The sequence below is a fragment of the Acidobacteriota bacterium genome, assembly GCA_039683095.1.
Taxonomy (GTDB): domain Bacteria; phylum Acidobacteriota; class Aminicenantia; order Aminicenantales; family Saccharicenantaceae; genus RBG-16-66-30.
This window is the reverse complement of the sequence record JBDKSB010000012.1, coordinates 1,160,732-1,182,774: the sequence shown is the minus strand read 5'-3', so window position 1 is coordinate 1,182,774 and position 22,043 is coordinate 1,160,732. Positions and strand designations below refer to the sequence as shown.

General features: G+C 67.1%; 21 protein-coding genes and 1 tRNA gene. 4 read left to right on the top strand and 18 right to left on the bottom strand.

Annotation, left to right across the window (positions count from 1 at the left end; all coding sequences use genetic code 11):
- Window positions 1-334 precede the first annotated feature (334 nt).
- Together ABFD52_12970 and ABFD52_12965 are read left to right on the top strand one after the other, a co-directional pair.
- Window positions 335-3,538, top strand: coding sequence for a carboxypeptidase regulatory-like domain-containing protein (locus tag ABFD52_12970; protein MEN6561675.1), 3,204 nt, complete (start codon window positions 335-337; stop codon window positions 3,536-3,538).
- 102 nt (window positions 3,539-3,640) lie between these two features.
- Entirely contained in the window at window positions 3,641-5,827 is a 2,187-nt protein-coding gene (locus ABFD52_12965) for a sulfatase-like hydrolase/transferase (protein ID MEN6561674.1), read from the top strand.
- Between the two features lie 6 nt (window positions 5,828-5,833).
- Here ABFD52_12965 and ABFD52_12960 read toward each other — a convergent pair whose 3' ends face one another.
- The 18 genes from ABFD52_12960 to ABFD52_12875 form a co-directional block, all read right to left on the bottom strand.
- The gene (locus tag ABFD52_12960) at window positions 5,834-6,364 is read right to left on the bottom strand and encodes an ATP-binding protein (GenBank protein MEN6561673.1); all 531 of its coding nucleotides are present in this window, start codon (window positions 6,362-6,364) and stop codon (window positions 5,834-5,836) included.
- Window positions 6,361-7,107 carry a PHP domain-containing protein gene (locus tag ABFD52_12955; protein MEN6561672.1) on the bottom strand — a complete coding sequence of 249 codons (747 nt, stop codon included), beginning with the start codon at window positions 7,105-7,107 and terminating at the stop codon, window positions 6,361-6,363. The genes ABFD52_12960 and ABFD52_12955 overlap by 4 nt, the downstream gene beginning before the upstream one ends.
- Entirely contained in the window at window positions 7,107-7,448 is a 342-nt protein-coding gene (locus ABFD52_12950; GenBank protein MEN6561671.1) for a DRTGG domain-containing protein, read from the bottom strand. The genes ABFD52_12955 and ABFD52_12950 overlap by 1 nt, the downstream gene beginning before the upstream one ends.
- The gene (locus tag ABFD52_12945) at window positions 7,445-8,746 is read right to left on the bottom strand and encodes a [Fe-Fe] hydrogenase large subunit C-terminal domain-containing protein (GenBank protein ID MEN6561670.1); all 1,302 of its coding nucleotides are present in this window, start codon (window positions 8,744-8,746) and stop codon (window positions 7,445-7,447) included. The genes ABFD52_12950 and ABFD52_12945 overlap by 4 nt, the downstream gene beginning before the upstream one ends.
- Entirely contained in the window at window positions 8,743-9,192 is a 450-nt protein-coding gene (locus tag ABFD52_12940) for an ATP-binding protein (protein MEN6561669.1), read from the bottom strand. Before ABFD52_12940 ends, ABFD52_12945 begins: the two co-directional genes overlap by 4 nt.
- Window positions 9,179-9,535, bottom strand: a complete 357-nt coding sequence (locus ABFD52_12935; GenBank protein ID MEN6561668.1) for a DRTGG domain-containing protein — start codon at window positions 9,533-9,535, stop codon at window positions 9,179-9,181. The genes ABFD52_12940 and ABFD52_12935 overlap by 14 nt, the downstream gene beginning before the upstream one ends.
- Window positions 9,536-9,774: 239 nt before the next feature.
- A complete protein-coding gene (locus ABFD52_12930) occupies window positions 9,775-11,358 on the bottom strand; it encodes an FMN-binding glutamate synthase family protein (GenBank protein MEN6561667.1) in 1,584 nt (527 codons plus the stop codon).
- Window positions 11,359-11,380: 22 nt separating this feature from the next.
- On the bottom strand, window positions 11,381-12,064 hold the full coding sequence (locus ABFD52_12925; protein MEN6561666.1) for a 2Fe-2S iron-sulfur cluster-binding protein: 684 nt from the start codon (window positions 12,062-12,064) through the stop codon (window positions 11,381-11,383).
- Between the two features lie 8 nt (window positions 12,065-12,072).
- The gene (locus ABFD52_12920; protein MEN6561665.1) at window positions 12,073-13,890 is read right to left on the bottom strand and encodes an NADH-quinone oxidoreductase subunit NuoF; all 1,818 of its coding nucleotides are present in this window, start codon (window positions 13,888-13,890) and stop codon (window positions 12,073-12,075) included.
- Between the two features lie 8 nt (window positions 13,891-13,898).
- Complete coding sequence (locus tag ABFD52_12915) at window positions 13,899-14,291, bottom strand: (2Fe-2S) ferredoxin domain-containing protein (GenBank protein MEN6561664.1); 393 nt, start codon at window positions 14,289-14,291, stop codon at window positions 13,899-13,901.
- A gap of 19 nt (window positions 14,292-14,310) precedes the next feature.
- Window positions 14,311-14,784 carry an NAD(P)H-dependent oxidoreductase subunit E gene (locus ABFD52_12910; protein ID MEN6561663.1) on the bottom strand — a complete coding sequence of 158 codons (474 nt, stop codon included), beginning with the start codon at window positions 14,782-14,784 and terminating at the stop codon, window positions 14,311-14,313.
- 265 nt (window positions 14,785-15,049) lie between these two features.
- Entirely contained in the window at window positions 15,050-15,403 is a 354-nt protein-coding gene (gene hypA, locus ABFD52_12905) for a hydrogenase maturation nickel metallochaperone HypA (GenBank protein ID MEN6561662.1), read from the bottom strand.
- Window positions 15,396-16,067, bottom strand: coding sequence for a hydrogenase nickel incorporation protein HypB (hypB, locus tag ABFD52_12900; GenBank protein MEN6561661.1), 672 nt, complete (start codon window positions 16,065-16,067; stop codon window positions 15,396-15,398). Before hypB ends, hypA begins: the two co-directional genes overlap by 8 nt.
- On the bottom strand, window positions 16,064-16,483 hold the full coding sequence (locus tag ABFD52_12895; GenBank protein ID MEN6561660.1) for a hydrogenase maturation protease: 420 nt from the start codon (window positions 16,481-16,483) through the stop codon (window positions 16,064-16,066). Before ABFD52_12895 ends, hypB begins: the two co-directional genes overlap by 4 nt.
- A gap of 41 nt (window positions 16,484-16,524) precedes the next feature.
- Window positions 16,525-17,973 carry a Ni/Fe hydrogenase subunit alpha gene (locus ABFD52_12890; GenBank protein ID MEN6561659.1) on the bottom strand — a complete coding sequence of 483 codons (1,449 nt, stop codon included), beginning with the start codon at window positions 17,971-17,973 and terminating at the stop codon, window positions 16,525-16,527.
- Between the two features lie 13 nt (window positions 17,974-17,986).
- The gene (locus ABFD52_12885; protein MEN6561658.1) at window positions 17,987-18,532 is read right to left on the bottom strand and encodes an NADP oxidoreductase; all 546 of its coding nucleotides are present in this window, start codon (window positions 18,530-18,532) and stop codon (window positions 17,987-17,989) included.
- Window positions 18,533-18,536: 4 nt separating this feature from the next.
- Window positions 18,537-19,241, bottom strand: coding sequence for a 2Fe-2S iron-sulfur cluster-binding protein (locus tag ABFD52_12880; GenBank protein ID MEN6561657.1), 705 nt, complete (start codon window positions 19,239-19,241; stop codon window positions 18,537-18,539).
- Window positions 19,234-21,042 (bottom strand): NAD(P)H-dependent oxidoreductase subunit E, encoded by a 1,809-nt coding sequence (locus ABFD52_12875; protein MEN6561656.1) that lies wholly within the window; start codon window positions 21,040-21,042, stop codon window positions 19,234-19,236. The genes ABFD52_12880 and ABFD52_12875 overlap by 8 nt, the downstream gene beginning before the upstream one ends.
- 163 nt (window positions 21,043-21,205) lie before the next feature.
- Here ABFD52_12875 and ABFD52_12870 point away from each other — a divergent pair, with 163 nt between their 5' ends.
- Both ABFD52_12870 and ABFD52_12865 read left to right on the top strand, forming a co-directional pair.
- Window positions 21,206-21,898: a hypothetical protein gene (locus tag ABFD52_12870; GenBank protein ID MEN6561655.1), complete on the top strand. Its 693-nt coding sequence runs from the start codon at window positions 21,206-21,208 to the stop codon at window positions 21,896-21,898.
- A gap of 66 nt (window positions 21,899-21,964) precedes the next feature.
- Window positions 21,965-22,036, top strand: a tRNA-Lys gene (locus ABFD52_12865).
- Window positions 22,037-22,043: the final 7 nt, after the last annotated feature.

Here is a 22,043-nt window from a genome sequence, read left to right as displayed (position 1 = left end):
CACGGCCCGCCCCCTCCGGGGGGCGGGCCTTTTTATTTGGGGCGCATCTCCCGATCCCGCTACGCGACCTCCGCTCTCCGCCGGTTCTTGACAAAGCCTCCCGTCGGACTTAACCTTTGGAGGAAGTCGGCAGATTGAATAAGGGGACCCGCGGCCCTGCCCGTCGGCGGCGCCGTCAGGAGATCCGTCCGCGCCCGCCGAAATGGCGTCCCCCGTGCGGAGGGTGAATGCAGCAGGCTCACAATTCCCGAAGGTAAAGGCTCGCGGCGGGGTCCGCCCGGAGCCCGTCGCAGGGAAAAGGGATGAGAGGAAAGAAAGGGGAGGATCTCAGCGAATGAACAAAAAGGCTTTCATTCTTGTCCTCATCGCCTGCGCGTCCATGGCCGGGCTGGCGTTCGCCCAGCTGACGCCCGAAGGCCGGATCAACGGCAAGGTCGTCGACACCCAGGGCGGCCCCCTGCCCGGGGTCAACGTCGAGGCCGCCAGCCCCAGGCTCATCGGCAAGGCCATGGCCGTGACCGACGGGGCCGGCGTCTACCGCCTGATGGCCCTGCCGTCGGGCCCGTATGAGATCACCTATTCGCTCCGGGGCTTCAAGACGCTCGTCCGCAAGGGCATCGTGCTCGAGCTGTCCCAGACCCTGGCCGTCAACGTCACGCTCGAGGAGGCGACCCTCGAGGAGCAGGTCACGGTCGTCGGCCAGAGCCCGCTCATCGACGTCAAGAGCACGGTCAAGGGCCAGGTCATGACCAAGGACATCTATCTCGCGCTGCCGCGCGGCCGGTCCTTCGATTCGCTCATCAGCACCATCCCCGGCGTCCAGAACGAGAGCGTCACCGCGGGGATCTCCGTCGACGGCGCCTCGGGCGTCGAGAACGTTTTCTTCGCCGACGGCGCGGACATCACCAACTTCCACCTGGGGACCAAGGGCCAGAACGTCGTCCTCGAGCTTCTCGACGAGGTCAAGGTCACGGCCTCCGGCTACAACGCCGAGTTCGGCGGCTCCATGGGCGGCGTCATCAACATCATCACCCGCTCCGGAGGCAACGAGTTCCACGGCGACGTCATCGGCTATTATGAGAACAACACCCGGCTGATGCAGGGCTACACCCGCGGTTACCTCCAGCAGAACCTGGACGATTACACCGTCTGGGAATACGCGAACAACGATACGCTCTACTTCGACCACGGCAAGGACCGGGACAAGTACAACCGCTACGAGCTGGTCCTGAGCCTGGGCGGCTACATCGTCAAGGACAAGCTCTGGTTCTTCCTTTCGGCGAACCCGGCCTTCGACCGGAGGATCGCGTCCCGGGATTTCAACTACGGGGCCGGGCCCTTTGCCAGCTTCCGGAACAGGAACACCGATCTGGGGGGATCGCTCCGGATATCGGCCGCTCCGTTCAAGGGATTCCGCCTGTCGGGCAGCTTCATCGAGAATTACAACAAGTACCGCGGCGCCATCCCGAGCGTCCGGGGCTATGACGATTCGTCCTATGAGTGGGGCAAGGAAGGCTATGATTATCCCAATTGGACGGCCGCGCTGACGGCGGACTATTCCCTGGGCAACAGCCTGCTCGTGAGCCTGCGGAGCGGCTGGCACTGGGCGAACACGACGGACCAGCAGATCCTGCCGCCGGACAGGTCGACGTTCTACTTCAGCTATTCCAACCTCCGCTACGAGGACGAGCCGTTCTACGTCGAAAATCCGGGTCTTCTTCATTCCCGCTACTGGACCGACTCCGGCGTCCTGAGGGAGACGAAACGTGACATCGAGGAGAAGGTCAGCAACAACCTGGATGTTTCCTACTATCTGAACTGGATGGGGGAGCACGCCCTCAAGGCCGGCTTCGGCTATACCTACCTTCATGAGGATAACGATTCCACGGCGACGCATCCGCGGGTCTACCTGAACTGGGGGAGGACCACGACCGCTCTGGGCGCCCCGATCGGCGTCGGGGCGGACCCGTTCCTCGAGGACGGCGAGACGCCCAACCCGGCCTACGGCCAGTACGGCTACTACTACATCCGCGGCTCCTGGACACAGCCCATCAACGGAGGATCCTGGAAGATCCACGCCAACAATTTCTCGGCCTACCTCCAGGATTCCTGGACGATCAAGGGCAAGCTCACGGTCAACTTCGGGCTCCGGGCCGAGAGCCAGTACATCCCGTCGATGACGACCGAAGCCTATCCCAATTTCACGGACAAGCCGGTCAAGTTCGACTTCGGCCAGATGCTGGCCCCCCGGCTCGGCGTCGTCTACGACGTGTTCGGGGATTCCAAGCTGAAGATCTTCGGCAGCTTCGGCATCTACTACGACGTCATGAAGCTCTACATGGCCGAGCTGACCTTCGGCGGCTGGAAGCGCGTCCAGGATTATTATTCCCTGAACACCCTCGATTACCGCCTGATCGCGGCCAGCGGCGCCTTCAACGACCGGGCCAGCCAGGAGGCCGGCGGCAGCTACATCGGATCGCTCGATTTCCTGCCGCCGTCGTTCGGCCGGGTCGACCCGAACCTGAAGCCGACGGCCCAGCGGGAGATCTCCTTCGGGGCCGAGAAGAAGCTGGCCGAGGACCTTTCGATCTCCGCCCGCTTCGTCAACAAGCACCTCATCCGGACGATCGAGGACGTCGGGGCCTGGGCGATCACGACCAATCCCGACGGGACGCGGGAATGGACGGAGACCTTTTACGTCACCAACCCCGGCTACGGCTGGTCGCTGCCCGTGAGCCAGGGAGGAAAGTTCCCCGACAAATGGACGGACCCCGGCGAAGACGAGGTGACCGGGACCGAGGATGACGGGCTGACGTATACGATCTGGCCCAATCCCAAAGCCACGCGGGAGTACCTCGGGCTGAACATCTCCCTGGAAAAGAGGTTCAGCCACAACTGGCAGGGCGGGATCAACTACACCCTGAGCCGCGTCTCGGGGAATTATTCCGGCCTGGCCAGCTCCGACGAGGTCAGCGGCGGCGAAGGCCGCATCGGCCCGAACGTTGAACAGTACTATGATGATTTCTACATCATGTACGACGCCAAGGGATATGTCCTCAAGGGGCCCCTGGCCCAGGACCGGACGCACTACGTCAAGGCCTATGGCTCCTACTCCTTCCCGTTCGGGCTGACCGTGGGCCTCGTGGCCTACGGACGAAGCGGGCTGCCCCTGACGACGAAGCTCTATCTCAACGACCGTTACATCTATCCCGAGAACCGCGGGGACCGGGGCCGCCTGCCCTTCACCTTCTGGGCCGACCTCTATCTGGATTACACCCTCAAGCTCGGCGACAAGTACCGCGCCTCCATCAACCTCCAGATCGACAACGCGACCAACACCAAGACGGTCCAGAGCTACGAGATGACGCTCAACCTGGACGGCATCTACGCGACCAATACGCAGATCCTCGACGGGACCCTGGCCAGGGATTACCTGGTCATGGTCGCGGACGCCGGGGACTCGGACTACGGGTACAACAAATGGGCGACCCGGTTCGGTTCCTGGTCCGCCCGGCTCGGGCTCAAGTTCTCCTTCTGACCGGACGATCCTCCGGGATCAGGCGCGACGGGCCCGCCTCCCGCGCGGGGGGCGGGCCCCTTTTCTTGACTATTTCCCAAAATGTCTTAATCTGGACTCCCCATGGATAAAACGGACCGTCCCCTCCCGGAGACCGGGCCGCGCCGGCGCCGGCTGGCCCGGCCGATCGGAGCCGGGCTGGCCTTGGCCCTGCTCGTCGCGGCGGCCGCCGCGTTCCTCGCCAAGGGGCGGGGACCGTTCCGGCCCGGAGCCGCCGCCGGTCACAACATCCTGCTCATCACCCTGGATACGACGCGGCCCGACCATCTGGGCTGCTATGGGTACGCCCAGGCGAAGACCCCCAACATCGACCGCCTGGCCGGCGAGGGGATCCGCTTCGCCCGCGTCTATTGCCCGGCCCCGCTGACCCTGCCCTCGCACAGCACCATCATGACCGGCCTCTATCCGGCCACGCACGGCGTCCGCAACAACGGCCACGATCTCCCGGCCAAATGGAAAACGCTGGCCGAGATCCTCAAGGCGAAGGGCTTCGCCACGGCGGCCTTCGTCTCGTCCTTCTCGGTCGATTCCCGGTTCGGCCTCGGCCGCGGCTTCGACGTCTACGACGACACGTTCGACGTCCAGGCGCCCCTGAAGGGGGCCAACGCCGAGCGCCGGGCTGAGGCGACCTTCGCCCGCTTCTCGCGCTGGTTCGAGAAGCGGGACGGGGCGCGGTTCTTCGCCTGGATCCACTATTACGATCCGCACCTGCCCTACGACCCGCCCTCGCCCTACAAGGAAGAAGCGGCCGGCCGGCCGTACGACGGCGAGATCGCCTATATGGACCGCTATGTCGGCGCCGCGCTGGACGCCCTCGCCTCCAGGGGCCTCCTCGACAAGACCCTCATCGTCGTGGCCGGCGACCACGGCGAGGGTCTGGGCGACAAGGTCGAGCGCGGGCACGGCATCTTCCTTTACGATGAGACCGTGCGCGTTCCCCTGATCGTCCGCGATCCCGCCTCCTTCCCGAAGCCCAGGGTGGTCGAAGGCGCGGCCCGGCTGGCGGACGTGGCCCCGACCATCCTGGAAACGCTCGGCTTCGCCGGCGATGCGGCCGCGATGGAAGGGCGGAGCCTCGTCCCCTGGATCAAGGACCCGGCCCGGCCGGGCCTGGCCTGCCTCGTCGAGAGCTTCTACCCGCGGGAGAACTTCGGCTGGTCGGAGCTGGCCGGGATCGTCGCCGGCCCCTGGAAATACATCCAGGCCCCGCGGCCCGAGCTCTATGACCTGCGGAACGACCCGGCGGAGAAGGCCGACCTGGCTGGCGCGACGCCGGCCAAGGCGGCCGAAATGCGGCAGGCGCTCGAGCGGGAGCTGCTCGGCCTGACCGCCGGGTCAGGCCCGGGCCCCGGCCCGGCGGCCGTCGGGTCCGGAGACCGGGAGCGGCTCCGCTCACTGGGCTACGTCAACTTCGCTCCGGCCGCGCCGGGCGGCGCCGCGCCAGATCCGAAAGACATGATCGGCCTGCTGCGGCTCATCCAGGAGGCCCAGGCCTTCGAGGCCGCGGGCCGCTTCGCCGAGGCCGAACAGGCCTTCGAGCGGGTCGTGGCCGAGATCCCCGACTCGCCCGAGGGCTACGTCGACCTGGCCCTGGCCCAGGCCCGGCAGAGCCGTTTCGACCTGGCCCTGCGGACGCTCGTCCGCGGCCTGGCCCGCCTGCCCGATTCCGAGGTCCTCCTCGTCCGTCTCGGCCACACCTACCTTGTCAGCGGCAAGCCGCGGGAAGCCCTGGAAGCCATGGATAAGGTCCTGGCCCTGAACCCGCAGAACCTCGACGCCCTGACCGTCGCCGCCGGCATCCTGGACGCGACGAACCGGAAGGCCGAGGCCCGGGCCTTCTATGAACGGGCCCTGGCCGTGGAACCGGAGAGCCGTCATCTCCGGATGAGCTATGCCGGGAACCTGGCCTCGACCGGGTCGTTGAAGGAAGCCATCGCCGTCTACGAGAAGCTGGCGGCCGATTTCCCGGAGGAGCAGGCCTTCTACCAGTTCGCCGGGATCGCCCACTCCTACCTCGGCGAATACGACCAGGCCATCTCGCTGCTGCGCCAGGCCGTGGCCATCCGGCCGACGCCGGTCGGGTTCTTCAACCTGGCCGTGGCCTACGAGAAGCGCGGCGACCTCCGCGAAGCGGCTGAGGCGCTGCGCATGTATCTCCGGAACGCCCAGGGCGAGAGCGCGGCCAATGTCGCCAAGGCCCGGGCCGAGCTGGAGAGCCTGCAAAAGAAGGTCGGCTCCAACGGGCCCTGACCGCCCTCACGCCGCTCCGACCCGCTTCAATCCCGCCCGCAACGCGTCGCGCAGCGCGGTGATCTCGGCCGCGTCCGCCGCGGCGCTCTCCCGGCCCCGCCGCAACACGCTGAAACGACGGCCGTTGCGGGCGTGGGCGTAGCGGAAGCTGACGCCCGGATGGCCGAAGAACAGGGTCATCATGGTCTCGGCCATCCGCGTCAGCGGCGGCCGGTCCAGGTGCGAGAACGGGAAGCGAGCCTCGACCGCCGTGCCCCGGCCGGGCGCCGAAGCGATGGTCAGGCGGCCGCCGCAGAGCTCGGCCGTCTGGGCCAGCAGAGGCAGCCCGAGGCCGGTCCTCTTCCGCCCGGTCGTGAAGAACGGGTCGAGGGCCCGGGCCCGGTCCGCCGCCGGCATGCCCCGGCCGTCGTCGGCGACCCGGATGGTCAGCACATCGCGCCGCTCGTTTTCGTTGACCGATATGAGGACGCGCGTCGCGCCCGCGGCCACCGCGTTCTCGGCGAGATCGAGGATGTGGAGCGAGAGGTCCTCCATCATGGAGCGAGGACCTCCCGTCCGGACTCGCCGGCCAGGGCCAGGCGGATCTCCCCGAGCGACGGGCCGGCCACGAGGAATTCGGTGACGGCCGCGCCGATCTCCTCGGGCCTGTGGGCGTCGGAGAAGCGGACGATGGGCAGGGACCCGATGGAGCCGAGGCTTGCCCGGGCCTCGGCCGCCGTCGTCCGGGGCGAGACCTCGACGGCCTCGAGCCCGAGTCCGGGCGGGATGAAGCCGAGCTGGCCGATGATGCCGAAGGCCTCGCGGTCGACGTGGCAGGCGATGGCCAGCCCGCCGTGGGCGTGGATGAGCTCGACGGCGTCCCGGACCGGGAACCGCGTCGCCCCGAACAGGCCCCGGGGGCAGAAGCCCATGACATAGTCGTCCGCGTCGACGAGGACCTGGTCCTCGATGAACTTCGCTTTCGACGGGACGTCGGGCAGGTTGCGGTAGACCTCGGCCTGGAAAGGGCCGAGGTCGGCGCCGGCGTCGAAGAGCCCGAGGACGTGGACCTCCTCGGCGGTCGTCAGCTCGATGCCGGGCAGGACGGCCAGCCCGGTTCCGCCGGCCGCGGCCGTGGCGGCGGCGGCGTTCTCGGTCGTGTTGTGGTCGGTGACGGCGATGAGGTCGAGCCCGGCCGCCCGGGCCCGCTCGACGACCGCCCGCGGCGACATCGACAGCTCGCCGCAGGGGGACAGGCAGGTGTGGATGTGGAGGTCGGCCCGCAGACGGCGCAGGGACATCAACTTCCCTTGAGGCCGAGTCCGTACAGCCGCCCGGCCAGCTCGAACGTGCCCGAACCGGCGCCGAGAATGGGCACTTTCTCGCGGGCGGCCTGCTCCAGGGTCTCGGGAGCCGGCTCGCGGCCGTTGACGACGACGATGGCGGCCAGCTCCTTGAGGACCGCGACGGCGACGATGTTCGGATGGACCTGCATGGTCACCCAGAGGTCGTCCTTGCGGGCGTGGCCGATGACGTCGCTGAGGAGGTCGCTCGCGTAGCCGCCGCGGACAGGCCGGTCGAGCGCGACGCCGGCCGTGAAGACCTTGAGCTCGAGACGCGGGACCAGATCGGACAGGATCATCGTTTCTCCTTCTTCGTCTTGGCCGTCTCGGCGAACGGGCAGTCCTCCAGCCGGGCGTAGCCGCGGACGATATCGTCGGCCAGGGTCCGGCAGTCGGGCGCGCCGCAGATGCCGCAGTCCTTCTGGGGCAGGCCGGCGTCGATCTTGTCCCGGAGCTTGGCCTTGCGGATGGCCGTGGCCGGATCGAGGTCCAGGGGCCGGGCTTCGGCAGGCGGCACGGGGTGGTCGAACGACAGGAAGTTCCGGTGATAGAGCCGGCTGACGTCCTTCTGGTCCACGACGGCGTGCTCGCCGGCGGCCGCGACGAGCTCCAGGATCCGGCTCTTGGCCAGGAAGCGGTTCTCGACTTCGAGGGGCCCCCCGACGCAGCCGTCCGGACAGACCGTGCACTCGAGCAGGTCGATGTCCTGGAGGAGCCCGCCCTCGACCTGATCGAGGACGCGCATGGTGTCCTGGATGCCGGACACGGCCACGGCCCGATGGCTTTTGAGCCCCCGGATCTCGCCCCCGGACAGGGACCAGCCCATGCCGATGCCGCTGAAGAGCGTCTCCGGGAAAAGGTGCCGCATCAGGGAGTCCTCCTCGCTCTTGCGCAGGGCCTTGACGACCTGCGGGAAGATGTCCCGGATCGAGATGGCCCCGTCGAGGTAGGACTTGGCCAGGGAGGCCGGACTGTTGATGGAGACGATCTTGGCCGGGCACGGGGTGATGTGGATGATCCCGATCCGTTCCGCGGGGAGGCCGAGCGACTTGGGCAGGATCGTGCGCAGGATCTTGGCCGCGATCTCCCGGGGCGGCTCGATGGGCAGGATCTGGCCGCAGAGCGACGCGTAGCGCCGCTGGATGATGCGGACCACGACCGGGCAGGTCGAGGTGATGTACGGCCGCGGCCGGGGGTGGTCGTTGAGGTACTCCTCGGTCGCCGCGCAGTTGAGCTCGCAGATGGAGCTGAGGTCGTAGACCTCGTCGAAGCCGATGCGGCGCAGGGCCGAGAGGATCTCGTTGGGCAGGACGGAGGAGCCGAACTGGCCGTAGAGCACCGTCGAGGGGATGGCGACCTTGTAATCGAAGGCGTCTAGCGCGGCGAACGAGGTGGTGTGGGAGTGGATGGCGTCGCGCGGGCAGATCCGGAGGCATTCGGCGCAGTCGATGCAGAGCTGGCCGATGATGCGGGCCCGGCCGTCCTGGACCCGGATGGCCCGGGTCGGGCAGGCGGACAGGCAGCGGACGCAGCCGATGCACTTGTCCTTGGTGATGTGGATGGCGTGGAAGTTCTTTTCGGTCTTGGTCTCGTTCATGATGGTCCGTGTCCGTTCGTCCGGATGATGATGTCGAGGCGCGTCCCCCGGCCCACCTCCGAGTCGATGGCAAAGACGTCGGCGTTCCTCTTGATGTTCGGCAGGCCCATGCCGGCGCCGAAGCCGAGCTCCCGCATCTCTGCCGTCGCCGTCGAATAGCCTTCCGTCATGGCCAGTTCGACGTCGGCGATGCCGGGGCCGCGATCGTCGATGGTCAGGCGGACTTCCTCCGAGGAGACGGCCAGGTTCATCCGGGCCTCGCTCGCGTACATGATCACGTTCATCTCCGCCTCGTAGGCCACGATGGCCGCGCGGCGGATCGTCGCGGTGGCCAGCCCGAGGTCCTTCAGCAGCTCCTTGATTTCACAGGCGGCGGCTCCGGCGTTGGCGAAGTCCCCGCCCTTGACGGGGAACTCCCGGCGGAAGACGGGCTCAGCGGCGGGCATGGCCTCCGTCCTGTAAGAGGCCGGCGATCCGCGAGCAGGCCTCGAACATCGTCATCTTGGTGGCGATGAGGGGGAGGTTCTTCGTCCCGGCCTCGCGGACTACCTCCGGCGCCGGGCGCTTGCCCTGGACGAAGACGACGCCGGCGAGATCGGCCACCGAACAGGTGCAGACGACGTGAGAATTGGCCAGCCCCGTCAGCAGGAGAGAGCCGGGCTCGGCGGAGGTCAGGACGTCGCTCATGAGATCGGAGGCGAAAACCTTGCCGAAGGCCGCCTCGGGGGCGGTTGCCGGGGTGAGGAGCTCGCCGTCGAGAAGGGCCAGAACGTCCTTGAGAACGATCATCGGGGCCTCCGACCGTGCCGAATCACCCGGAGATCTTCATTATATCCGGAACCGGAGCTAAAACAAAGCCGGGGCGGCCATCGCCATCGCGGGGAGGGCGGCTCGAAGCCGTCCGGCCGGGACGTCTCCGAGAAGCGTCCCGGGAGGGACGCGGGGGAAAAGGGCGGATTAAAAAAATCGGCGGAGGAAGGACCCAGCCCTCCTCCGCCGATCGGAGGTAATTCAGCCGATGCCGCCGCCTACTTGCCCTTGAGGATCTTCTGGACCTCTTCCTTGTCCACGTCGGTGATGTACGGGATGCCGCTGATATCGGCCGCCTCCCTGGTCAGGGAGGCGATGTCGTCGCGGTTGATGTAGTCGAGCGTGAACTTGCGCTCGCCGGCCATCATCTGGCGGAGGCCCTGGCTGAGGCGCTTGAAGTAGGTGTAGACGCCGATGGCCCCGGACGGGAGCTCCTCGAACCGGGCCCCGAAGCGCCGCCGCAGCTCGGGCGCGGTGACGAAGATCTCGTCCCGGCTGCTGCCGAAGCGCTCGACGTAGACCGGGATCTGCCCGTCGGCGATGCGGCCGCCGATCGTCTTGCCGACCATGGCCGCGGCCAGGGGCGAGCGGGCCATGCCGACGGCCTTGACGTAGGGCGCGCCGAGGGCCAGGGCCTTGAAGATCTGGTCCTCGAAGGTGATGCCGCCGGCGAAGGCCAGGTCGGGCACGTACTCGCCCTGCTTGGCCAGCTGGTCGGCGAACTTCCAGGTCAGGGACCAGATCTCGACGGTCGGGATGCCCCACTCGTTCATCATCCGCCAGGGGCTCATGCCCGTGCCGCCGCCGGCGCCGTCGACCGTCAGGAGGTCGAGCTTGGCCTTGGAGGCGTACTTCACGGCCCGGGCCAGGTCGGCCGGCCGGTAAGCGCCCGTCTTCAGGAAGACGTGCTTGGCCCCGATCCTGCGCAGCTCCTCGACCCGTTTAATGAAGTCGCCCTCGTCGACCATGCCCATGCGGGAGTGGCGCTCGAACTCCTTGAAGCTGCCCTTCTCGAAGGCGGCGATGACGTTGGGGTCCTCGGGGTCGGGCAGGACGATGTAGCCCTTCTTTTTCAGGGCCTGGGCCTTGGTGACGGTCTTGAGCTTGACCTCGCCGCCGATATCCTTGGCCCCCTGGCCCCACTTGAGCTCGACGGTCTCGATGCCCAGCTTCTCGATGGCGTACTCCTGGGTGCCCAGCCGCGTGTCCTCGACGTTGGCCTGGACGACGACGTCGCCGTAGCCGTCCTGCCAATCACGGTAGGACCTGATGCGGAACTCCATGTCCGGCGAGCGGACGACCCGGCCGTTCTTGAGCTCCGTCTCGTCGTCCATGCCGCAGACGTTCTCGCCGATCGTCAGGATCGACCCGGCGATGGCCGCGCCGCCGCCGAGGCCGGCCCAGTTCTGCCGGGCCACGTTGGTCGAGCCCATGCCGGAGATGATGAACGGGACCTTGAGCTTGATGTCCTTGTTGCGGCCGATCTTCGTCTCGACCGTGACCTTCTCGAAGGTCGCCTTGTCGCTGTCGGCCTCGACGCCGCAGGCCCCCTTGGCCGTGCCCATGATGCTGAAGTGGGACAGGTCGACGGGATAGTCCTTCTCGCAGCCGGCCGTGATGATGCCGAACGGCTGGGGATAGAGGACCTCGGCGCCTCGGTAGGCGGATTTGCCGATCTCGCACATCCCGATGCAGCCGTCGACGCAGGTCACGCACATGCCGCTGAAGGGGCTGATCGACCCTTCGGTCCTGTTCTTGGTCAGGGTGGCGGCGCTTCTGTTGATTTTCGTGAGACTCGGCATGATGTTACCTCCTCATATGCCTTTAGGGTTTCTTTTCTTGAACGCAGGTGCCACAGCGGCCCGCATCGTACATCCAACATTGCAGATCGTCGTAGTGCTCCAGGCAGGTCGGTTCCATGGTCAGGCAGCCGTTGCACAGAGCCGTTTCGGCGTTCGGGCCCTGGCAGCGCAGCTGACAGGCGGGACAGATGTACATGCAGGCCCCGCACAGCCGGCAGACCTCCGAGCGCATGTCGAAGGGCGTCGAGATCTTTCTCTTGTGGCCCCGCTGCTGGAAGCCGATGGCCGAGGCGTCCATCTGCTCGGCGCAGATGCGAGTGCACAGGCCGCAGAGAACGCACTCGCCGTTGCGGGGGGTGAACCGGACCCGCGTCACCCCGAACCGTGAGGCCATATCCTGGAGGACCTTGGACCCCGGGGCCATGGCCAGCATGAGCTCGATCATCATCCGCCGGGACGCCCAGACCCTGGCGGAATCGGTCCGGACGACGAGCCCCTCCTCGGCGGGATAGGTGCAGGACGAGACGAGCTTGCTCCTCAGGCCCTCGCCGATCTCGACGACGCAGAGCCGACACCCCCCGAAGGGCGTCAGCCCCTCGTTGTAGCAGAGGGTCGGGATCTCCAGGCCGTAGAACCTGGCCGCGTCGAGGATGGTCGACCCCTCCTCCGCCTTCACTTCCAACCCATTCATGCGAAAGGTGATCATGGTCCCTCTCAAACGATCTGAATGGCTTCGTCGCGCTGCTCTTCGATGGCCTCGAACTTGCAGGCCTCCTTGCAGGCGCCGCACTTGATGCATTTCGACTGGTCGATCAGGTGGACATCCTTGAGAGTGCCCTTGATGCAGTCGTTCGGGCAGGCCTTCTTGCAGGATTGACAGCCGGTGCACTTCTCGGCGAGGACGACGTAGCGGATGAGGCTCTTGCAGACGCCGGCTGGGCATCTCTTGTCGAGGATGTGGGCCTCGTACTCGTGGCGGAAGTAGCGCAGGGTCGTCAGGACGGGATTGCCCGCCGTCTGGCCGAGGGCGCACATCGAGGCGTCCTTGCAGATCGTGGCCAGCTCCTCGAGCAGGGCAAGATCGCTTTCCCGGCCCTTGCCCTCGGTGATGCCCTTGACGATCTCGTACATCCTCTGCGTGCCTTCCCGGCAGGACACGCACTTGCCGCACGACTCGTCCTGCAGGAAATTGAGGAAGTACTTGGCCACGTCGACCATGCAGGTCCGGTCGTCCATGACGATCATGCCGCCCGAGCCCATCATGGCCCCGGCCGCGGTCAGGCTCTCGTAGTCGACGGGCAGGTCGAGCATCTTGGCCGGCAGGCAGCCGCCGGAGGGGCCGCCGATCTGGATGGCCTTGAAATCCCGCTTATCGGGGATGCCGCCGCCGATGCCGTAGACGATCTCGCGAAGGGTGATCCCCATCGGGACCTCGACCAGCCCGGTATTGGCGATCTTGCCGACGAGCGCGAAGATCTTGGTCCCCTTGCTTGTCTCCGTCCCCAGCCCCTGGAACCAGTCCGCGCCCCGGCGGATGATGTTGGGGACGGTGGCCCAGGTCTCGACGTTGTTGATGACCGTCGGCTGGCCCCATAGCCCCCTCTGGGCCGGATAGGGGGGTCTCTGCCGCGGCATGGCGATCTCGCCCTCGACGGAGGCGATCAGGGCCGTCTCCTCGCCGGAGACGAAGGCTCCGGCGCCCTGGACGATCTCGAGATCGAAATCGAAGCCGGTCCCCAGGATGTCCTGGCCGAGCAGGCCGTTCTCCCGGGCCTGGGCGATGGCGATCTCCATGCGCTTGAGCGCCAGCGGATATTCATGGCGGATGTAGACGAATCCTTTGGCCGCCCCGATGGCTCTGGCCCCGATGACCATACCTTCGAGAACGGCGTGGGGATCGGCCTCGAGGACGGAGCGGTCCATGAAGGCCCCCGGGTCGCCTTCGTCGCCGTTGCAGATGATGTACTTCGGCGACCTTTTCTCCTTGGCGCAGAGGGCCCACTTCCTGCCCGTGGGGAAGCCGGCGCCGCCCCGGCCGCGGAGGCCGGAGAAAAGGATCTCGTCGATGATCTCCTGGGGCTTCATCCCGGAGAGGGCCTTGGCCATGGCCTCGTAGCCGTCGAAGGCGATATATTCCTCGATCCTCTCCGGGTCGATCCGGCCCCGGTTGCGCAGCACGATCAGCCGCTGGTGCTTGAAGAACTCGATGTCCTTCATCTTCGGGACGGGCTGTTTCTCGTCCGGCGGCACGTACATCAGCTTCTGGACGGGGCGGCCCTTGAGGAGGTGCTCCTCGACGAGATGGGGGACATCCTCGACGCTGAGGAGCTGGTAGAAGATGCCGTCGGGCTGGACCATGACGATCGGCCCCCGCTCGCAGAAGCCGTTGCAGCCCGTGGCCACGACCTGGACCTCGTCTTCGAGGCCCTTCTTCTTGATCTCGGCCTCGAGGGCCTCCTTGATCCTGAACGATCCGCAGGAGACGCAGCCGGTGCCGGCGCAGACCAGAAGGTGAGCTCGGTAGTGTTTCACGACGCCCCCTAATACATGGTTTCGCAGCCGACGGCCAGCACCAGGTCGGCGGCCATCTGCCCGCCGAGGATGTGCTGAACGAAGATCTTGTGCAGCTTCTCCGGGGTCAGGTAACCGTATTTCACGGGGGGATGGTTCTTGAGCTCGACGGTCATCATCGGCTCGGCGTTGCACAGCCCGGCGCACCCCGACGTCGTGACGATGACGTCCTGGATCTGGGCCTTCTCGATCTCCCCGAGAAGGGCATCCATGATGTCGCGGGCGCCGGCGGCGATGCCGCACGTGCCCATGTGGACCGTGACGCGGGCCCGGCCTTCGCTCTCCCGGATGGCCATCATCGATTTTGTCCTTTCCCGGATCTTGGCCAGGTCTTGAATGCGGAGTTTCTTTGTTCCGGCCATCAGATGTCCTTCCTTTCCGTCATGACGCTTCCGGCGCCTGGTATTTGCCGAGGATCGGTCCGATATTGCGGATCGTGGCGCGGCCGTGATACTCGCCGTCGACGACGACGACCGGCCCGATGGCGCAGCAGCCAAGGCAGGCGACCGTCTCCAGGGTGAACAGTCCGTCCTTCGTCGTCTCTCCGGCCGGGATGTCGAGCTTGCGCTCGAGCTCCTCCAGGATCTTCGGTCCGCCCCGGACGTGGCAGGCCGTGCCGAGACAGACGAGGCAGGTGTGCTTGCCCCGCGGCTTCAGGCTGAAGGCCCGGTAGAACGTGGCTACGCCGACGACGTTGATGAGGGGCATGTCCAGGGCCTTGGCGACGTGTCGCAGGGCTTCCGGGGGAAGGTAGTTGAAGCTCTCCTGGACGTCGAGAAGGATGGCGATGAGGTTCTTCTTGAGGCCCCTGTGCTTGTCGACGATCGACTGGACCTTCGTAGTGTCGATGTCCAAATCATCCCTCCGGTACGTGGATTGTCCTTGCAAGCGCAAAACGGGAAGATCGGCGCGGGTCCCCCCTGAAGGGGGTCAGGCAGGAGGCGGGGGGAAGCGAGGCGGGGCACGGCGGCTTTCGGCCGTCGGCCGGCCTCACAGGCGGGCGACTATGGTCTATAAAAATAAAAATCTCCTACGGCAGTGCCAGGAGACCTACAGACCACGTAATAAGACGGCACTTATAGCAGAACTGATTTGGCCTTGTCAAGTGCGCGGCCGAAAACTAGGCGCCGTCGGTCTCGAGCTCGATCTTGTCGACGACGAGGTCGCGGCCCTCGACGATCTCGACCCGCCTCGAGCCGCAGGCGGAGCAGGAGAAGTCCGTGTCCTCGCGGACGGTCGAGCCGCCGCAGTCCGGGCAGCGGAGCTTCACCGGGACGACGACGATCTCGAGCCGCGCGCCCTCGGCCAGCGTTCCCTTCCGATAGGCCTCGAAGGCCGATTCGAGGAGATCGGGCACGGCCCCCGACATGACGCCGACCTTGAGGACGACGGCCGTGACCCGGGTCGCGCCGTGCGCCCTGGCCTGCTCCTCGAGGATCGCGAACATCGAGGCGACGAGCGACAGCTCATGCATGGCCGGACCTGAGGCGCTCGAGGGCGTCGACGAGCCAGGCGGCGAGCTCGTCGAGCCCCTCGCCGCGGAGCGCGGACACGGTGAAGACGCGGAGCGCGGGCTTGATCGCCCGGGCCTCGGCCGAGGCCCGGGCCGGGTCGAACGGCAGGTAAGGCAGGAGATCGGCCTTGGTCAGGACGAGCGCGTCGGCCGACAGGAAAGCTTGGGGGTACTTGGCCGGCTTGTCGTCCCCTTCGGGGGACGAGAGCAGGACCAGGCGGACCTGCTCGCCGAGGTCGTAGGAGGCAGGGCAGACGAGGTTGCCCACGTTCTCGATGAACAGGAAGTCGATGTCGGCCGGGATCCCGGCGAGGACCTTGCCGATCATGCGGGCCTCGAGGTGGCAGGCGCCGCCGGTCGTGATCTGCCAGGCCGGGACGCCCTTGGCCCGGATGCGCTCGGCGTCCCGCTCGGTCTCGATGTCGCCCTCGATGACGGCCAGGCGGAACCGGCCCCGGAAGCGGTCGGCCAGGGCCTCGAGCAGGGTCGTCTTGCCCGAGCCCGGCGAGCTCAGCAGATTGACGGCCAGGATGCCGCGGCCGCGGAGCTCGCCGCGGATGGCCGCGGCGGCCTGCTTGTTCGTGGCCAGGAGATCGTGGACGACGGTCAGGGTCTTGACGGTCATGGGCGTTCCCCTTTCAGGAAGGCCTCCAGGAAGCCGAGGGCCAGGCCGAGGTCGCGCTCGCCCCGTTCGGTCAGCCCTTCGCCGACGGCGAAGCTGTGACCGCGGACGGCCAGGAGCCAGGCCTCGGGCGTCTGGCCGTAGAGCGCGGCCGCGAGCGCCAGGACCGCGGCCGGATCGAGGGCATGGCTCATGGCCGGCAGCCCTGCCCCGGGCTCGAGGCGCCCGAAGCGGAAGGGCTTGCGCAGTCCCCGAACGGCGTCGACGAAGACGACGACGTCATGCCCGGCGCAGGCCAGGGCGTCCTCGATGTTGAGCTGGTAGTTGGCATCGCACGCGACGCCGCGCAGGCGGCGCTTCCTCAGGCGTTCGGCCGCGGCGACCCCCAGGCCGTCGTCCCGGCGTCCCGGATTGCCGATCCCCAGGACGAGCGTGCGCGGGGCCGTGGCGCGGCGCGGGCTCAGCGGACCTTCCTCTGGAGGACCCGGCCCGCCGCATCGACGAGAGCGACCTCGAGCGGCATCCGGCCCAGCGCGTGCGTGGCGCAGCTGAGGCAGGGATCGTAGGCCCGGATGGCCACCTCGACGCGGTTGAGCATGCCCTCCGTGATCTCGGGCTTCTCCGAGAGCACGTTCATGGCGACCCATTGGACGGCCCGGTTCATCGGCTCGTTGTTGTTGGTCGTGGAGACGATGAGGTTGGCCATCGTGATCTGGTCGTCGCCGTTGACGCGGTAATGGTGGAACAGGGTGCCGCGCGGCGCCTCGATCAGGCCGATGCCCTCGGGAGCGCGCGGACCGGTCTTGACCAGCTTCGAGCCCTGGAGGTCCTTGTCGAGCAGGAGCTCCTTGACCACCTCGGCCGCGTGGAGCAGCTCGATGAGCCGGGCCCAGTGGCTGTGGAGCGACATGTTGTTGGGCTTGCCGTCGGTGTAGGCCTTGTAGGTCTCGAACTCCTTCTGGGCCAGCGGCGAGGGGATATAGTCGCAGGTGTTGAGCCGGGCCAGCGGGCCGACGCGGTACCAGCCGGCGGCCTTGCCCAGCGACCGCAGGTAGGGGAACTTCATGTAGCTCCAGGGCCGGGTCTCCTCGCCGATGTACTCGAGGTAGTCCTGGTAATCGACGTCGTCGAGGACCTTGCGGCCGTCGGCGTCGACGGCCCGCAGGACGCCGTGGTAGAAGTCGAGGGCCCCGTCCTTGCGGACCAGGCTGAGGTGGTTCGAGGGGAAGACGGCGAAGCCGTCGACCAGGTCCTTGTGCCTGGCCTGGTAGCCCTTGAACAGGTCGACGGCGGCCTGGCACCATTCGATCACCCGGTCGATCGTCAGCCCGTCGGGGGCCTTGAGGAAGCGGTCGCGCTCTTCGGGGGAGAGGTTCTTGTTGATCCCGCCCGGGACGGCGCCCGTGCCGTGGACCTTCTTGCCGGCCGTGGCCAGGATGATCTCCTGGCCGAACTTGCGCAGCAGGACGGCCCGCGTGGCCAGGTCCTTGTCCAGGCCGATGATGCCGATGACGTTGCGGACGGCCGGGTCGGCGTCCAGGCCCAGCAGGAGGTCGGGCGACGCCAGGTAGAAGAAATGCAGGGCGTGGGACTGGACCATCTGGCCGTAGTGCATGAGCCGGCGCATCTTCTCCGCCGTGACCGGCAGCTTGCCGGGCCCGGCCCCGACCACGACATCCATGGCCTTGGCCGCGGCCAGGTGGTGGCTGACGGGGCAGATGCCGCAGAGCCGCTGGACCAGGACCGGCGCCTCCCAGTAGGGGCGGCCCTGGACGAAGCGCTCGAAGCCGCGGAACTCGACGACGTGGAAGCGGGACTCCGTGACCCGGCCGGCGTCATCGAGCCGGATGGTGACCTTGCCGTGCCCTTCGACCCTGGTGACGGGTTCTATGGTGATCTTCTTGCCCATGGCTGTTCACTCTTCAGTCGAATTTGACCAGATCGTAGGTCAGGTGCAGGGGCCGGCCCTCGATGAGCGCGGTCAGGGCCTCCCAGATGAGGTCGGCCGAGGGCGGGCAGCCCGGCAGGAACGCGTCGATCTTGACGATCTCGTGGCAGGGATAGACCTTGTCCAGGATGATCGGCAGGTCCTCGTCGTTGGGGATGAGGCGGTCCTCGGGGGCGATCGTGGGCGAGTTCAGGTAGGCCTCCTCGAGGCACTCCTTGAGCGGGATGCCGTTGCGCAGGGCCGGCAGGCCGCCCATGATGGCGCATTCGCCGACCGAAACGAGGACCTTGCAGTTCTTGCGGAAGTCCCGCAGGACATGGACGTTCTCGCTGTTGCAGCAGCCGCCCTCGATGAGGCCGATGTCGACGGGCTTGGTGAACTCCTTGATGTCGTCGATCGGCGACTTGTTGAACTCGACCAGCTCGACCAGCTTGAGGATGCGCTCGTCGATGTCCAGGAGGGACATGTGGCAGCCGAAACAGCCGGCCAGCGAGGCGGTGGCGATGACGGGTTTGCCCACGGCGTTACCTCCCGATCCCCTTCTCGATGTCGGCGCCGATCGGCGTGCGGTCGAACCTGCGCTTGCCGATGGGCTTGGCGAAGCCCGTCCCCTTGCGCAGTATGGCGCCCACGGGGCAGATGTCCATGGCCCGCCGGGCCTCTTCCTCGGACAGCCTGGCGGCCAGCTTCCGGTCGATCTCGATGGCCACGCGGGCGCCCCGGCGGACCGAGGCGAAGATCTTCCGCCCGTCCCTGGCCCGGACGCCGCGGACGCAGCGCAGGCACTGGACGCAGCGGTTGCGGTCGAGCATGACCAGCGGGGTCCCGGCCTCGACCGTCCGGACAGGCCAGAGATAGGGGAAGCGCGGGACCATCATCCGGTAGCGGTAGGCCAGGGCCTGGAGCTCGCAGTTGCCGCTCTTCTCGCAGGAAGGGCAGAGGTGGTTGCCCTCGGCGAAGAGCATCTCGATGAGCGACTTGCGCATGTCCTCGAGGTCCGGGGCCGTGTTCTCGACGGCCATGCCCTCGGTCACCGGCTGGGTGCAGGCGGCCATGTAGCGGCCGGCGACGCGGACGGTGCAGATCCGGCAGCTGCCGGCGGGCTTGAGCCCCTCATAGTGGCAGAGGACCGGGATGTAGACGCCGTTGGCCTTGGCCGCCTCGACGATCGTCTGGCCCGGCTTGGCCAGGCAGGCCCGGCCGTCGATGGTGAAGCGGATCTCAGTCATGGAGGGACTCCTTGCACTCGGGCTCGCGGCCGGCCGCGGCGCAGCCGTCCCGGATGGCCGTTGCGAGGTCGAACTCGCTGACGAACGCCTCCCCCTTGCGGATCCTGGCCTCGTAGAGCTCGGGGAAGCTTTTCATGGTTGTCAGGATGGGGTTGGGCGAGGTCTGGCCGAGGCCGCAGCGGCTGGTCGATTTGACCAGCTTGCCCCAGGCCTCGATCTCGCGGAGGTCCTCGGCGGTGCCCAGGCCCCGGGCGATCTTCCCGAATTTTTTCCTGAGCAGGACGTTGCCGGCCCGGCAGGGGACGCACCAGCCGCAGGACTCCTCGACGAAGAAGTCCATGAAGTTCTCGACGATCTCGAAGATGTCGCGCCGGGGCCCGAAGACGATGACCGAGCCGCCCGTGGCCAGGTCGGAGAAGCAGATCCGGCGGCCGAACCCGGCCGGCGCGACGCACGTGCCCGAGGGGCCGCCGACCTGGACGGCCTTGGCCCCGGCCCCGCCGGCCATCTCCAGGAGATCGGCGACGGTCAGGCCGTACTCGACCTCGTAGACGCCCGGCCGGGCGCAATCGCCGGACACGCTCAGGAGCTTCGTGCCGGCCGACTGGGTCGTGCCCAGGGCCTTGAACCAGGCCGCGCCGCCGGCCAGGATCCTGGCGGCGGTGGCCAGGGTCTCGACGTTGTTGACGGTCGTCGGCAGCCCCTGGTAGCCGGACGAGACCGGGAAGGGCGGCCGGTCGCGCGGCTCACCGCGCTTGCCCTCGGCCGATTCGAGCAGGGCCGACTCCTCGCCGCAGACGTAGGCGCCGGCGCCCGACTTGATGACGATGTCGAAATCGAAGCCCTTCAGGCCGGCCGCGCTCCGGCCCAGCAGGCCGTCCTTGCGGAGGCCGGCCAGGACGGCCTCGAGGTGGTCCCGGAGGTAGGCGTATTCGGACCGGAGATAGAGGATGCCGGTCCTGGCCCCGACGGCGTAGCCGGCCACGGCCATGCCCTCGAACAGGAGCCTCGGCAGCTCGGTCAGGATGACCCGGTCCTTGAACGTCCCGGGCTCGCCCTCGTCGGCGTTGCAGACGACGTAATGCTGGGCCGCCTTCTCCCGCCGGCAGAACTCCCATTTGAGGCCGGTCGGGAAGCCTGCGCCGCCGCGGCCGAGGAGGCCGGATCTCTTGACCTCGTCGATGACCTGCTCGGGGGTCATGGCCACGGCCTGGCGCAGGGCCGCGCCGGTCTCGTGGGCGCCGAACAGGACCGGGCCGCGCCGGCGGATGTTGTTGACGACCATGGAGCGGACCAGGTCAGACTGGTTGGCCCCGTCGCCGAAGGCGGCGACCTGGTCCCGGGCCGGCGTGCCGGCCCGCAGGCCGCGGATGATGGCCCGGGCCTTGTCCGGGGTCAGGGCCGTGAAGACGGTCCCGTCGACGATGGCCGAGGGCTCCTGGTCGTTCATGCCGATGCACGAGGTCGGGAAGAGGCCGATCGCGCCGTCGGCGCTGACCTCGCCGAAGCGGCAGCCGGCCTCGTCCTCGAAGGCCCGGGCCACGGCCGTCCGCCCCATCATCCGCGAGGTGATGGAATCGTTCAGGTAGACCGTGGACCGGCCCCGGGGGGCCAGGGAGAAGAAATGGTAGAACGTCACCGCCCCGCGGACCTCGGCTTCGGCGAGCTTCAGGTGAGCGGCGATGCGCCCGACGGCTTCGTCGGAGACGTGCCCCGCGGCGGCCTGGACGTCGCGGATGACGTCGAGCAGGGCCGCCGGGTCCTTCGGGTGCCTGAGAACGGGATCCTTGTCTTGCGCCATGTTCAATACCCCGTATCGGAGTTTTCGAGCGTGGTAGTGTAGCATAAAAAACAGGCCGGGAAAACCAGGATCGCTGGCCCGGATAAAAAGGCTTGATTTTCCCCCCTCGAACACGATATCATCCTCCCAGAGAAGTCTCGAAACGAATAGTGAAGGAGGAGACATGAGGAAAAGAACACTGGTCGCACTCGGCGTTTTCGTCGCATTCATCTTTATCCAGGGATGCACGCCGGCGCCCGAGAAAACCCTCCTCAAAAAGTACTTCAACGCCGTCATGATGAACGACAACGATACGATGTCGAGCATGGCCCTCGACCCGCTCCAGCCGGAGCTGGGCTCCTGGTCCGTCATCAACATCGGCCCGGACAAGATCGAACCGGCCAAGCTGCCCGATCTGAATAAGGCCGAGATCGAATCCAAGAAGCTCCAGGACGCCCAGATCGGCCCGACCCTCGACTCGGACGCGGCCGTCAAGGACGCCCAGTTCGAGATGGATACGACCCGCTCGGCCGGCGCCAAGGCCGCCCTCAAGAAGAAGGTCGAGGAGCTCCAGGCCAAGTACGACGTCGAGAACGGCAAGATGCAGGAGCTCAAGAAGACCTACAGCGCCGCCAAAGCCGCCGCCTCCTCCGAAGAGGAGATGACGATGTTCTCCCTGGGCGTGCGCGAGCTGCCGAACGTCCGCGAGCTGACGGGCAGCGTCCACTCCAAGGACGTCGATATCTCCATCACCAACCGGGCCGGCGTGACCAAGAAATACAAACTGCTCCTCAAGCAGTACCTGCTCAAAGACGAGGCCAACAATATCCCGCATCGCGGCCGCTGGGTCATCATCAAGTTCGAGCCCCTCGCCTGAGGGGCTCGGCGTCCGGCCGGGGGCTGTTGACTCTTTCTCCCCCGTCACTATAATAGTGCTTTTTTCGGGCCGTTAGCTCAGCGGTAGAGCACCGGCCTTTTAAGCCGGGTGTCGCTGGTTCGAATCCAGCACGGCTCACGTATGT